13 protein-coding genes are annotated in these 13113 nt (G+C 76.2%); 8 read left to right on the top strand and 5 right to left on the bottom strand.

Annotation, left to right across the window (positions count from 1 at the left end):
• The first annotated feature begins 3 nt into the window (after positions 1-3).
• The 8 genes from HOP40_RS28810 (at position 4) to HOP40_RS28775 (ending at position 7222) form a co-directional block, all read left to right on the top strand.
• The gene (locus HOP40_RS28810) at positions 4-750 is read left to right on the top strand and encodes an alpha/beta fold hydrolase (protein WP_240157338.1); all 747 of its coding nucleotides are present in this window, start codon (positions 4-6) and stop codon (positions 748-750) included.
• Between the two features lie 76 nt (positions 751-826).
• The gene (locus HOP40_RS28805) at positions 827-1027 is read left to right on the top strand and encodes a hypothetical protein (protein ID WP_172153795.1); all 201 of its coding nucleotides are present in this window, start codon (positions 827-829) and stop codon (positions 1025-1027) included.
• Between the two features lie 148 nt (positions 1028-1175).
• The gene (locus HOP40_RS28800) at positions 1176-2246 is read left to right on the top strand and encodes a sensor histidine kinase (protein WP_172164633.1); all 1071 of its coding nucleotides are present in this window, start codon (positions 1176-1178) and stop codon (positions 2244-2246) included.
• Between the two features lie 31 nt (positions 2247-2277).
• Positions 2278-3048, top strand: a complete 771-nt coding sequence (locus HOP40_RS28795) for a LytR/AlgR family response regulator transcription factor (protein WP_172164630.1) — start codon at positions 2278-2280, stop codon at positions 3046-3048.
• A gap of 13 nt (positions 3049-3061) precedes the next feature.
• Positions 3062-3406 (top strand): hypothetical protein, encoded by a 345-nt coding sequence (locus HOP40_RS28790; RefSeq protein WP_172164627.1) that lies wholly within the window; start codon positions 3062-3064, stop codon positions 3404-3406.
• Positions 3403-5079, top strand: coding sequence for a sodium/solute symporter (locus HOP40_RS28785; protein ID WP_240157337.1), 1677 nt, complete (start codon positions 3403-3405; stop codon positions 5077-5079). The genes HOP40_RS28790 and HOP40_RS28785 overlap by 4 nt, the downstream gene beginning before the upstream one ends.
• A gap of 152 nt (positions 5080-5231) precedes the next feature.
• Positions 5232-5579, top strand: a complete 348-nt coding sequence (locus tag HOP40_RS28780; RefSeq protein ID WP_172164624.1) for a DUF485 domain-containing protein — start codon at positions 5232-5234, stop codon at positions 5577-5579.
• Positions 5576-7222 carry a solute symporter family protein gene (locus HOP40_RS28775; protein WP_172164621.1) on the top strand — a complete coding sequence of 549 codons (1647 nt, stop codon included), beginning with the start codon at positions 5576-5578 and terminating at the stop codon, positions 7220-7222. The genes HOP40_RS28780 and HOP40_RS28775 overlap by 4 nt, the downstream gene beginning before the upstream one ends.
• An 81-nt stretch (positions 7223-7303) precedes the next feature.
• Here the strand turns inward: HOP40_RS28775 and HOP40_RS28770 are convergent, their stop codons facing one another.
• The 5 genes from HOP40_RS28770 to HOP40_RS28750 form a co-directional block, all read right to left on the bottom strand.
• On the bottom strand, positions 7304-7615 hold the full coding sequence (locus tag HOP40_RS28770; protein WP_172164618.1) for a DUF202 domain-containing protein: 312 nt from the start codon (positions 7613-7615) through the stop codon (positions 7304-7306).
• A complete protein-coding gene (locus HOP40_RS28765; protein WP_172164615.1) occupies positions 7612-7947 on the bottom strand; it encodes a YidH family protein in 336 nt (111 codons plus the stop codon). The genes HOP40_RS28770 and HOP40_RS28765 overlap by 4 nt, the downstream gene beginning before the upstream one ends.
• A complete protein-coding gene (locus HOP40_RS28760) occupies positions 7944-8927 on the bottom strand; it encodes a sensor domain-containing diguanylate cyclase (protein ID WP_172164612.1) in 984 nt (327 codons plus the stop codon). The genes HOP40_RS28765 and HOP40_RS28760 overlap by 4 nt, the downstream gene beginning before the upstream one ends.
• Positions 8928-9284: 357 nt before the next feature.
• Positions 9285-10877 (bottom strand): ABC-F family ATP-binding cassette domain-containing protein, encoded by a 1593-nt coding sequence (locus HOP40_RS28755; RefSeq protein WP_172164609.1) that lies wholly within the window; start codon positions 10875-10877, stop codon positions 9285-9287.
• Between the two features lie 172 nt (positions 10878-11049).
• A complete protein-coding gene (locus tag HOP40_RS28750) occupies positions 11050-12960 on the bottom strand; it encodes a serine/threonine-protein kinase (protein WP_172164606.1) in 1911 nt (636 codons plus the stop codon).
• Between the last annotated feature and the right edge of the window lie 153 nt (positions 12961-13113).

The following is a 13113-nucleotide window of genomic DNA, read 5'->3' as shown; positions in this document are numbered from 1 at the left end:
GGGGTGCCCGCAGTGAAGGAGTCCCTCGCCCTGGTCGCGCGCGAGCTCGCCCCGGTCCTGGGCGTCGGGCGCCGCAGCGCGCGCCGGCACCCGGTCTGGACCGACCCGGACCCGGTCGACGGCCGCGGGCTCGGCGTCGTCGTCGTGCCCGGGTTCGGCGGCGCGGACGCGTCCATGGCGGTGCTCCGCGGGTGGCTCGCCTCCCGCGGCTACCGGCCCGCCGGCGCCGGCCTGGGCGTCAACGTGGGCTGCAGCGCCGACCTCGTCGACCGGCTGGAGCGCCGCGTGGCCGAGCACGCCGCCGCGACCGGCGGCCCGGTCGTCCTGCTCGGGCACAGCCGCGGCGGCTGGATCGGGCGCCTGGTCGCCGTCCGGCGCCCTGACCTGGTGCGCGGGCTGGTCATGATGGGCACGCCGGTGCTGAACCCCCTGGACACCCGCGGCGCGGTGACGGTCGCCTGCCGCGCGCTGATGGCGCTGTCGGACCTCGGCCTGCGCGGGCTGCTGGAGCGCGACTGCGTCGACGGCACCTGCCGCGCCGCCACCGAGGCCGGCCTCACCGCGCCGCTGGAGATGCCCGTGGTGGCCCTCTACTCGCGCAGCGACGGGCTCGTCGGCTGGCGCTCCTGCCTCGCGCCCGGGGCCGAGCACGTCGAGGTGACGTGCAGCCACACGGCGATGGTCCACGATCCGGCGCTGTTCACCGCACTGGCACCGCGCCTGGCCGCATGGGTACCCCGTCCGGAGTAACCCGGGGTACGGTTCTCCCACGACGTGCACGTGGCCCCATCGGGGCCGGCGGCACGCAACACGAGGGAGTCACCGCGTGAGCTGGACCGGAAGCCCGACGACGAACGACGAGGGCGGCCGCTTCGCCGCCGCGCAGGCCGCGAACGAGACCAACACCGACCTGCAGAACCGGCGCGCCGCACGCGTGGTCGCGGGCCGCGCGATCGACGTCGACGACTGCGCCGAGATGCTGGCGATGCTCGGCCTGGACGCGAACGACCGGGTGGCCGTGGACTGAGGTCCACCGCTCCGGGAGACCCGGTCTGCCCTGCGTGACGCGGGGCCGGCCGGGTCTTCGTCTGCCCGGGTCGTCTGGCCGGAGCCCCGTCACCGCCTGCGGGTTAGAGTCACGCCGTCACACGTCCGGGCCCGACGGAGAGGCGGACATGCTCGCTGTGCCCCGTCTCTGGTGGCTGCGGCGGCCCGTGCGCACGGGTGCCGGGCCGGAGGCCGTCGGCGCGCTCACGGCGGGCCGGCGGATCGCGACGGAGCTGCGGGGCGGGCTCGACGGGCCGGGCGCCGTCGTCGCCGCGCGGGAGCTGCGCCGCCTGCTCGACGTCGCCTCGGTCGGGCTGGGCGGGCTCGAGGGCGAGGTGGTGTGGGGCGGGCGGCCGTCGGATCCGCGCGCCGCGGCGGCCGTCGTCGAGGGCGTGCTGCGCACCGACTCCCGGCACCGCCGCGCCGACCTCGTCGCGGTGCCGGTGCACGCCCGGGACGAGCTGACCGGCGTGCTCGTCGTCCAGGGCGGGCTGTCCACGGCCCAGGTGCGCGAGGCCGCGGCGTGGGTGGGGGAGGCGCTGGAGCGGGCGCGGCTGGAGGCGTCGGCCGGCGTCGCGGAGGCCGCCGAGCTGCGGGCGCTGCGCGCGGAGATCTCGCCGCACTTCGTCTACAACTCGCTCACCGTCATCGCCTCGTTCGTGCGCAGCGACCCCGAGCGGGCGCGGGAGCTGATGCTCGACTTCGCCGCCTACACCCGCCACAGCCTGGCCCGCAGCGGCGACTACACGACGGTCGCGGGCGAGTTCGCGGCCATCGAGGCCTACCTCGCGCTGGCCCGCGCGGTGCTGGGGGAGCGGCTGCGCGTGCAGGTCCGGATCGCGCCGGAGATCCTTCCGGTGGCGCTGCCCTACCTGGCGCTGCAGCCGCTGGTGGAGAACGCGGTGCGGCACGGCGTCGAGCTGGGGCCGGGCGGGCTGGTGCAGGTCACCGGGGAGGCGCAGGGGGGCGAGTGCGTGATCAGCGTGGAGGACGACGGCCCGGGCATGGACCCCGCCTACGCCGCCGCCGTGCTGGCCGGGCGGGGCAACCCGGGCAGCCTCGGGCTGGTCAACGTCGACCGCAGGCTGCGCCGCGTGTTCGGACCGGGTTACGGGCTCGTGGTCGAGACCGCCGACGGCGCCGGGACGAAGGTCGTGCTGCGGGTGCCGCGGTTCCAGCCGGGCGTGGCGGCGTCGTGACCCCCGCCGTGCTCGTCGCGGGGGTGGCGCGGTGAGGGTCCTCGCCGTCGACGACGTGGCCCCCGCCCTGGAGGAGCTGCGCCGGCTGCTGCTGGAATCGCCCGGGGTCGAGGAGGTCGCGACGGCGCCGGGGCCGGTCGAGGCGCTGCGCCGGATCCAGGCCGACCGGTTCGACGTGGTCTTCCTCGACGTCTCGATGCCCGCGATGGACGGCATGGAGCTGGCGTCGCTGCTCGCGCGGATGACCGACCCGCCCGCGATCGTGTTCGTCACGGCCTTCGAGGAGCACGCGGCGTCGGCGTACGGGATCGGGGCGGTCGACTACCTGCTCAAGCCGGTCGGGCCCGAGCGGCTGGCCGCCGCGCTCGACCGGGTCCGGCGCTTCACCGCGGCGGCGGCGCCCGACCCGGGGACGGAGACGGGCGGGCCGGTCGACGCGCTGGCCGCGGTGCCGGTGGAGCTGGGTGGCCGCACGCGGTTCGTCCGCCGCGACGACGTGCGGTTCGTCGAGGCCCAGGGCGACTACGTCCGGCTGCACACGACGACCGGCGGGCACCTGGTCCGCATCCCGATCTCGCGGCTGGAGGAGCACTGGGCCCCCGCGGGCTTCGTGCGGGTGCACCGCAGCTACCTGCTGGCCGTGCCCGCGGTGCGCGAGCTGCGCAGCGACGTCAGCGGGGGGCTGCTCGCCCACACCGACGCCGGCGACGTCCCGGTGAGCCGCCGCCACGCCCGGGAGCTGCGCGAGCTGCTGCTCGAGGCGGCCACGCGCGGCGACTTCGACCCCCGCGGGCAGCGATGACGGGGTGGGGGCGGTGACCAGGCAGCGGCGCGTCGCCGTCACCAGTCCGCAGACCCGGCTGGTGATCGCGCGCCGGCGCTCGGGGGCGCGCGTCGACCCGCCGCACCTCGCGGCGCCCGAGATGGAGCGCGCCCGCCGCGTGCACCGCGAGCAGCTGCGCCGGGCCATGGGCGCGGTCGCCGGGCTCGCCGGGCTGATCATCGGTCTGCCGCTGGTGCTGGCCGCGTTCCCGGAGCTGGACGCCGTGCGGCTGTCCGGCGTGCCGGTGTCGTGGCTGGCGGTCGCGGTGCTGCCCTACGCCGTGCTGGTCCTGCTCGCCGGGTGGCAGCTGCGCCGGGCGGAGGAGGCCGAGGAGTGATCGCCGCGGGGATCGTCCTGGTCGTCCTCGCCACGCTCCTGATCGGCGCGCGCGGGGTCGCCGCGATGCGCAGCACCTCGGACTTCCTGGTCGCCTCGCGGCGCATCTCGCCCGCCCTCAACGCCGCCGCGGTGTCGGGGGAGTACCTGTCGGCGGCGTCGTTCCTGGGCGTCGCGGGGCTCGTGGTCAAGGACGGGATCGGGGCGCTGTGGTACCCGGTCGGGTTCACCGCGGGCTACCTGGCGATGCTCGCGCTGGTGGCGGCCCCGATGCGGCGGACCGGCGCGCTGACCGTCCCCGATTTCGCCGAGGCCCGCCTGGGGTCGGCCGGGCTGCGGCGGCTCTCGGCCGTGGTCGTGCTGGTGATCGCCACGCTGTACCTGGTGCCGCAGTTCAAGGCGGCCGGGCAGGTGCTCGCCGTGGTGGCGGACACGCCGTACTGGGTCGGGGTGGTCGTCGCGGGGGCGGCGGTGAGCGTCACGCTCGCGCTCGGCGGGATGCGCGCAGCCACCTACGTGCAGGCGTTCCAGTTCGGGCTGAAGCTCGTCCTGTTCGTCGTCCCCGCGCTCTGGCTGGTGCTCAGCGTGAGCGCCGAGACGCGCGGGGCGGCGCTGTCGCCGGTGGAGTTCACGACGTTCGCGCGCACCACGCCCGTCGACTTCCGCCTGGGCACCGAGCTGTCGCTCACCGAGCCGACGTCCGTCGCGATCGACGGCCGCACGCCCGAGCTGCTGGGCCCGGGCCGGTACGAGGTCGAGGGCGGCAGCCGGTGGGTGTTCGCGGCGGGCTCGGACGTGCCCGACGTCGACGGGGCGGTACCGCCGGGCGGCTCGGGCTGGTCGCGGCCGCTGCTCGACCCGGGCGGCGCCGGCTACCCCGTGCTCGCGACGCTGTCGATCCTCGTCGCCACCGTCCTCGGGACGATGGGCCTGCCGCACATCCTGGTGCGCTTCCACACCAGCCCCGACGGGCGCGGCGCGCGGCGCACGGCGGCGATCACCGTGGCGCTGCTCAGCGCGTTCTACCTGTTCCCGGCCGTGTACGGCGTGCTCGGCGCGGTGCTGCTGCCCGAGCTGTACCTCTCCGGCGGCACCGACACCGTCGTCGTCGCCCTGCCCGCGCGCGTCGACGGCGGGTGGGCGGGCACCTTGTTCACCGCCCTGCTGACGGCGGGCGCGTTCGCCGCGTTCCTGGCCACGTCGCTGGGGCTGCTGCTCGCGCTGTCCGGCGCGGTCTCGCACGACCTGCTGCCCGGCACCACGCTGCGGCGGCTGCGGCTGACCTCGCTCGCCGCGGCCGCGCTCGTCGTCGCGCTGGCGCTGCCGGCGGTGCACCTCGACGTCGGCGTGCTCGTGACCTCGGCGTTCGCCGTGGCCGCCTCGACGTTCTGCCCGCTGCTGGTGCTGGGCATCTGGTGGGCCGGGCTGACCGCCCGCGGCGCGGCCGTCGGCATGGTGGTGGGGCTGGTGGCGTCGGCGGGCGTGATCGGCGTCGACCTCACCCTGGGCTCGCCCGACGGCATCGCCTCGATCCTGCTCGGCCAGCCCGCGCTCTGGTCGGTGCCGCTGGCCTTCGCGACGATGGTGCTGGTGTCGCTGCGCGGGCACCCGCCGGCGTGGGCCGCGGCCGCGATGCTGCGGCTGCACCTCGACGAGACGCGGCCGCGGCCCTGACCGCTGACCCAGCGTGACCGCTGGACGGCGACGACAACCGTTCGTCGACCGTTCGTCGCCCGTGCGGGTGTTGTGTCGTGCGCCACTTCCGGGCTACGGCGGGAACCGCTTTCCTGGGCGCCCATGTGTGCGGGCGAGTGCGAGGAGGCACCGTGAGTACCACCGATCCGGATCCGGTTCCGGCAACGGGGACCCGGGACTGGCAGGCCATCGAGGCCGAGCCGGACTTCCAGGAGCTCCGCCGCCGGCTGCGCGGTTTCGTCTTCCCGGTCACCGGCCTGTTCCTGGGCTGGTACGTGCTGTACGTGCTGCTGGCGACGTACGCGTCGGGCTTCATGTCCATCAAGCTGTGGGGCAACATCAACGTCGGACTGGTGCTCGGGCTGCTGCAGTTCGTGTCGACGTTCGCGATCACCGCCTGGTACGTGAAGTTCGCCGACCGCCGGCTCGACCCGCTGTCGAGCTCCATCCGTGAGGGCATCCAGGGGGCCGACAAGTGACCACCACCGTGCTGGCCCAGGGCGTCGAGGGCAGCAACCCGGTCCTCAACATCACGATCTTCGGGCTGTTCGTCGTCATCACGCTCGGGATCGTCGTCTACGTGAGCCGCCGGGCCACGTCGAGCGCCTCGGACTTCTACACCGCGGGCGGTGGCTTCTCCGGCCCGCAGAACGGCGTCGCCATCTCCGGCGACTACCTCTCGGCCGCGTCGTTCCTCGGCATCGCCGGCGCCATCGCGCTGAACGGCTACGACGGCTTCCTCTACTCCATCGGCTTCCTCGTCGCGTGGCTCGTCGCGCTGCTGCTGGTGGCCGAGCTCCTGCGCAACACCGGCAAGTACACGATGGGCGACGTCCTGGCGTTCCGGATGCGGCAGCGGCCCGTCCGCGCCGCCGCCGCCACGTCGACGCTCGCGGTGTCGTTCTTCTACCTGCTCGCGCAGATGGCCGGGGCCGGCGGCCTCGTCGCGCTGCTGCTCAACGTGACCGACAAGTTCATGCAGGGTGTCGTCATCGCGATCGTCGGCGCGGTCATGATCGCCTACGTCCTCATCGGCGGCATGCGCGGCACGACCTGGGTGCAGATCATCAAGGCCGTCCTGCTCATCGCGGGCGCCGGCATCATGACGATCTGGGTCCTCGCGCTCTACGGCTTCAACTTCTCCGCCGTGCTGGCCGACGCGGTCCGCGCCGGCGGCGAGACCGGTGAGGCGCTGCTCAACCCGGGCAAGCAGTACGGCAAGACCGCGATCACCCAGATCGACTTCCTGTCCCTGGGTCTCGCGCTCGTGCTCGGCACCGCCGGCCTGCCGCACATCCTCATGCGCTTCTACACCGTGCCCACGGCCAAGGAGGCCCGCCGCTCGGTGGTCTGGGCGATCTGGCTGATCGGCCTGTTCTACGTCTTCACCCTGGTCCTGGGCTACGGCGCGGGCGCGCTGGTCGGCCCCGAGGAGATCCGGGCGGCTCCGGGCGGCGCGAACTCCGCGGCCCCGCTGCTGGCCTACGAGCTCGGCGGCACGGTGCTCCTGGGCGTCATCGCCGCGGTCGCGTTCGCCACGATCCTCGCGGTCGTCGCGGGTCTGACGATCACCGCCTCGGCGTCGTTCGCCCACGACATCTACGCCAACGTGATCAAGAAGGGCGAGCTGACCGACCCGAACGAGGAGGTGAAGATCGCCCGCATCACGGCGGTCGTCATCGGCATCGTCGCGATCCTGGGCGGCATCCTCGCCAACGGCCAGAACATCGCGTTCCTCGTGGCGCTGGCCTTCGCGGTCGCCGCCTCGGCGAACCTGCCGACGATCCTCTACTCGCTGTTCTGGAAGCGCTTCAACACCCAGGGCGCGCTGTGGAGCATCTACGGCGGCCTCGGCGTCACCGTGCTGCTGATCGTCTTCTCGCCGGTCGTGTCGGGCAAGCCCGTCGACCCTGCGACGGGGCGCAGCGCGTCGATGCTGCAGGGCGTGGACTTCAGCTGGTTCCCGCTCGACAACCCGGGCATCGTCTCGATCCCGCTGTCGTTCCTGCTCGGCTACATCGGCACCGTGATGAGCAAGGAGACCCCGAACGCCGACAAGGTCTCCGAGATGGCCGTCCGCTCCCTCACCGGGGTGGGCGTGGAGAAGTCGGTCGTGCACTAGCACCACCGCCCCTCGCGCGAACGGCCCTTCCGCCCGGCACGACCGGGCGGGAGGGCCGTTCGCTCGTCCGTGCCGGAGGTGTCAGCGCAGGGCGCCGGTCAGGATCGCCACCAGCACGGCGCCCCCGAAGAGCACGACCGAGGCCCCGGCGACGAGGACCGCCGTGCGCGCCGGGGCGGCCGGGTCGGCGAGCACGCGGCGCGAGCGCCGGGCGCCGAGCACGGCCACCAGCAGCGCGAGCACCAGCCCGAGGACGCCGAGCACGAGCGCGCCCGACCCGGGGGCGCCGAGGTGGCGCAGCACCAGCAGGACCCCGCTCGCCAGCACCGCCAGCGCCGTGCGCTCCCAGGCCAGCGCCGTGCGCTCGGCCTGCAGCGCCGGGGGAGTGCTCACCCCGTCCCGCCGACGGCGAGCACCACCGCCACCGCGAGCCCGAGCGCGGCCAGCGCCGACCCCAGCAGCAGCGGCATGCGGGTGGCCGGCAGGTCGTCGCCGCGCTCCATCGCGGCCTGCACCCGGTGCCAGCGGAGCACCGCCCCCGCGGCGACCGCGACGCCCAGCGCGGCCAGCGCCACCCCGACGACCTGCCGCGCGCCGGCCACCCCGAACTCCGGGACCAGCGCGACGACGGCGATCCCGCCGGCGACGAGCGCCAGCGAGGTGCGCAGCCAGGCCAGGAACGTGCGCTCGTTGGCGAGGGTGAAGCGGGCGTCCGGCGCGCTCACGCGGGCTCGCGCGTGGCCCGCCGCAGCCGCTTGCGCTCGTACATCGCCTGGTCGGCGGCCTGCCACGCCCCGGGCAGCCCGGCGACGACGCTGTAGGGCGCGTGCCCGAAGGATCCCGACACCCCGGCCGCCTCCAGCGCGAGCTCCATCCGCTCGACGAGCTCGACCGTCTGCTCGACGGTGGCCCCGACGGCGAGCATCCCGAACTCGTCGCCGCCCAGGCGCGCCAGGACGTCGCCGCCGCGGACGCAGCGCGCGAGCGCCGCGGCGGCCCGGCGGATGTAGTCGTCGCCCGCGTCGTGGCCCCGGGTGTCGTTGACGGTCTTGAGGTGGTCGAGGTCCATGACGACGACGCACGCCGGGTCACCGAAGCGGCGGTAGCGCAGCTCCTCCGTGGACAGGAAGCGGTCCCAGCCGCGGCGGTTGAGCAGGCCGGTGAGGGCGTCGGTGTCGGCCTCGCGGCGGGCGAGCTCCAGCTCGCGCGCGGTCGCGGTGGCGAACTCGTCGGCCTCCAGCACGGCCGAGAGCATGCTGGAGAGCAGGTCGAGCAGCGGGCGGATCTCGTGCAGCGAGTCGGGCCTGCTCTCGGGGTCGTAGCCGCAGACCGTGCCGAACAGGGCACCGTCCGGGCGGACGATCGGCGTGCCGACGTAGGCGCCGACGACGACGTCGGGCGCGACGAGCCCGGCCGCCCGCGCGTACTCCGGCACGCGGGACACGTCCGGCGCGATGCGCGGGGTGTCGCCGGCGACCATCGTCCGGCAGAACGAGGTCGCGTACGGGAACTCGGCGCCCTCCGGCATCCCGTAGGCGGGCGCGTCGAGGGCGAGCATGATCTGGCGCCCGTCGACGATCCGGCTGACGGCCCACATGCCCATCGGCACGGCGCGGGCGAGGTACTCGACGACCGTGGCGCAGGCCGCGTCGAACGTGCGGGCGGGCCGCAGGTGCGCCGCGACGAACGGGGTCTGCGACTCCATCGTCCCCTCCCGGTCGGTGCGTCCGCACAGCATATGCACGGGCTGATGACCTGATCGGGGGAAGGGCGGGGCGTGTCGACCCCGGACGTGCCACGGGGCCCGGCCTGGACGGCCGGGCCCCGAGACGTCCCGAACTGACGCGCTGCTCCCACCACGAAGCAACGAGTAAGAGGTTAGCCTACCCTGAATTACGAGGCAAGGGCTTCTCCTCGTTGGTCCCGGCCGATCGCCCGCGGGCCCCGCGTTCACCCGGCTCGACTTCCCGGCGGCCCTGCGTGGCCCGGCAGAGCTCCCCGCGGCGATGCGGGAGCTCGCGTGCCGGGCCGCGCAGGTGACGTGAGCCGTGCCGGAGTCGCCCTAGCCCGGTCCGGCGGTCAGGTCCAGGACGGGCCAGGCGGCCGTGTCGCGCCGCAGCTGCCGGTCGTGGGTGGCGACCACGACCGCCGCCCGCGCGACGCCCAGCGCGTCGGTCAGCTCGTCGACCAGCGCGGGCGACAGGTGGTTGGTCGGCTCGTCGAGCAGCAGGACGTGCGGGCCGGCGGCGAGCACGACGGCGAGGTCGAGACGGCGCTGCTGCCCCACCGACAGCTCCGTCACCGGCCGCTCGGCGTCGTGGGCGGACAGCAGGCCCAGCGAGGCGAGCGACGGCCCCTCACCGCCGGTGGCGGCGCGGTGGACGTCGGCGGCGCGGCGCCGGGACGGGGGCGGCGACTCCTGCGCGAGCAGGCCGACCCGCCCGCCGTGGCGGACGCGGCCCGACGCCGGGGCGAGCGTCCCGGCGAGCACGGCGAGCAGGCTCGACTTGCCGGTGCCGTTCGCGCCCGTCACGACGAGCCGGTCGCCCGAGCCCAGCAGCATGGTGCACGGCCCGGCGAACCGGGCCGGCAGCGTGACGTCGTCGGCCCGCAGGACCCACCCCTCGCGCACCGGGAGGTCGGGCGCGGCGAACCGCAGCGGCGGCTCCGGCACCGCGACCCGGTGCGCGGCGAGGTCGTCGGCGCGCCGGTGCACCGCGCGGACCAGGGCCGGCGCGCGCGTCGCCCGGGTGTGCTTCCCGGTGCCCTTGTCGGGGCGCCAGCCCGTCGTCAGCCGGTCCTGCGCGGCGGTGAGGTCGCGGGCGAGGCGCTCGCCGTGGCGGACCTGCTCGCGGTGCTCGGCCTCCCAGCGCTCCCGCTCGGCGGTGCGCCCGGCGCGGAAACCGGCCCAGCCGCCGCCGTGGGTGCGGGGCCGGCCGTCGCGGCTGGGGTCGAGGTCGAGCACCGCGGTGGCCACGTCGGCGAGCAGGGCCCGGTCGTGGCTGACCAGCACCAGCCCGCCCGGGTGGGCCCGCAGCGCCGCGGTGAGGTGGTCGAGCCCGGCGGCGTCGAGGTGGTTGGTGGGTTCGTCGAGCAGGAGCAGGTCGTGGCCGGCGCCGAGCAGGCAGGCCAGGCGGACGCGGTGGCGCTGCCCGACCGACAGCGTCGCGAGCGGCCGCTCCCGGTCGGTGACGGCGCCGAGCGCGGTCAGGGAGAGCTCGACGCGGCGGTCGGCGTCCCAGGCGTCGTGGGCCTCCGCGGCGGTGAGCGCGTCGGCGTAGCGCCGTTCGGCGTCCGGGTGGCCGTCGGCGAGGGCGGCGGTCGCCGCGTCGAGCTCGCGCAGGGCGCGGCGGACCGCGGCCAGCTCGACGTCGACGAGGTCGCCGACCGTCCGCCCGGCGGCGGGGACCTCCTGGGCGGCCGCGCCGAGGGTGCCGACGCGGCGGACGGTGCCGCGGTCGGGCACCAGCGCGCCGGTCAGCACCTCGAGCAGGGTGGTCTTGCCGCGGCCGTTCTCCCCGACGACGGCGAGGCGGTCGCCGGCGGAGACGGTCAGGTCGACGCCGGTCAGGACCGGTCGTCCGCCGCGGGCGAGGTGGACGTCGGTCGCGCCGAGGTGGGCGCGGGCGCGCGCGGGCAGGGTGGTGCGGGGCACGGGTTCCTCCGGGGACGGGCCCGTCGGGCCCGGTGTGCGGCTGGTGGCGGACGCGCTCGGCCGGGCCCGGACCCGGGGGACCGGGTGGGGCCGCCGAGGGGCCGTCCCTCAGAGGAAGAAGAGCTGGTGCTGCACGGGGACCACGCTAGCGGCGCCCGCAACGGGTTTGCGGTCAGCCGGGGACGCGGGCGCGGGCTCCCGGCCCGAACCCGGGTGCCACGACCAGGGCGCCGCGCTCGCGCCGGCAGGAGGCCACGGCGACGTGGCAGGGGCGCGGCACCGACGCGGGCAGCAGCAGCCCGCCGTCGAGCTGGTAGCGCATGTTGGTGATCTTCCACGTGGTGGCGGCCGGGTCGCCGGGGGACAGCGGCGGCCCGTCGCGGCGGACCACGACCATCGCCTCGGTGACGCCGTCGGGCCAGGTGAGCACGAGCGTGCCGGGGGCGGCGACGGCCAGATCGGTGACCGCCGGGATGCCGCCGGGGTCGGTGACGTCGGGCGACGGGGCGGGCGCGGGGACCGGATGCCGCGGCGCCTGCTGCACCGCTGCCTGCTGTGCCGCTGCCTGCTGTGCCGCTGCCTCCTGCCCGGGCTGCACCTCCTCGGACACCGCCTGCGCCGACACCTCGCCGCCGATCCGGGCCACGACGGCGTAGACGGGGACGTCGGAGTCGGCGGCCGGGGCGCCGTCGATCAGGCCGGTCGTCCGGGTGCGCCCGACGACGTGCCACCGGCCGTCGGGGCAGAGGCGGCTGACCTTGTACTCGACGTCCCGGTCGTCGCCCGGCGTCCAGGTCACGGTGACCGAGGTGTCGTCGGTGCCGCGCTCGGCCCGGACGTCGACGGGGGCGGGGACGGCGGGTGCGACCGGTGCGGGCTCGGGCGCGACGGGCTCAGCGGGCTCGGGCGCGGCGGCGACCGGGGCGGGAGCGGCCGGGGCGGGACCGGCCGGGGCGGGACCGGCCGGGGCGGGACCGGCCGGCGTGGACGGCGCCGGCGCGGGGTCGGGCGCGACGGGGTCGGGCGCGGCGTGCCGGGGCACGGGGACCGCGACCGGCGGCTGCTCCGGAGCGGCCGGCGCGGGCGGCACCGGCTCCGGCCGCACCTCCGGCAGCGGGAGCGGGCGCGTGGGCCGCAGCGCGCGGCGGGTCGGGGCGGCGGCGGGCACCTCCGGCGGCGCCGCGCGGCGCGGTGCGGGCGTGGGTCGCGGCCGCGAGGACGGGACAGTGGCCGCCGCCAGCGCCGCGACGAAGGCCGCGCAGCTGTCGAACCGGCGGGCGGGGTCCTTCGCGGCGGCGCGGGCGATCACGTCGTCGACCGCGGGGGGCAGTTCGGGGCGCAGCAGGCTCGGACGCGGCGGGTCGGCGGCGAGGTGGGCGTAGATGACAGCGGCGGTGTCGTCGCGCGGGTAGGGCACCTGGCCGGTCAGCCCGCGGAAGACCAGGCAGGCGAGCCCGTACTGGTCGGAGCGCCCGTCGATCCACTTGCCCTGGATCTGCTCGGGCGAGGAGTACTGGAGGGTGCCGAGGTACCGGCCGGCGGCGGTGATGTCGCTGCCCGGGTCGGTGCGGCCGCGGGCGATGCCGAAGTCGCACAGGTACACCTGCCCCGACCGCGACCGTCCCGGCCGCGAGATGAGCACGTTCCCCGGCTTCACGTCGCGGTGCACCAGGCCGGCCTCGTGCACCGCGTCGAGGGCGTCGGCGACCGGGCCGAGCAGCGCGCACAGCCGGCCGACGTCGAGCGGGCCCTCCCGCTGCAGCACGGCGCCCAGGTCGTCGCCCTCGATGAAGCGCATCGACAGGAACAGCACCCCGTTGGCGTGGCCGGCGTCGTAGATCGGGACGACGGCCGGGTGCTCCAGGCTGGCCGCGATGGTGGCCTCGCGCTCGAACCGCCTGCGGTACTCCAGGTCGGCGGCGAGCGCGGGGGAGAGGACCTTGAGCGCGACCGTGCGCCGGAGGTTGAGGTGCGTGGCGCGGTAGACCACGCCCATCCCGCCCTCGCCGACGAGCGCGTCGATGCGGTGGCCGGCCAGCACGTGCCCGACCCATCCCGCCGCTGCGCCCTGCTGCTGCGGCACCGGGGCCCCGCCCTCCCCTCGCTCTCGTGCGCGCCGTCCGGGGGCGGGCGCCGACCTGCACGGCCATCGGGGCCGGTCCCCGCCGAGCCTACGGCCTGCGGCCGACGGACCGGAGGCGGCCGACACGGCCCCGCGCGAACGGCACTCTCGCCC

The organism is Pseudonocardia broussonetiae (assembly GCF_013155125.1).
GTDB lineage: Bacteria > Actinomycetota > Actinomycetes > Mycobacteriales > Pseudonocardiaceae > Pseudonocardia > Pseudonocardia broussonetiae.
This window is presented reverse-complemented; position numbering and strand designations above follow the sequence as displayed.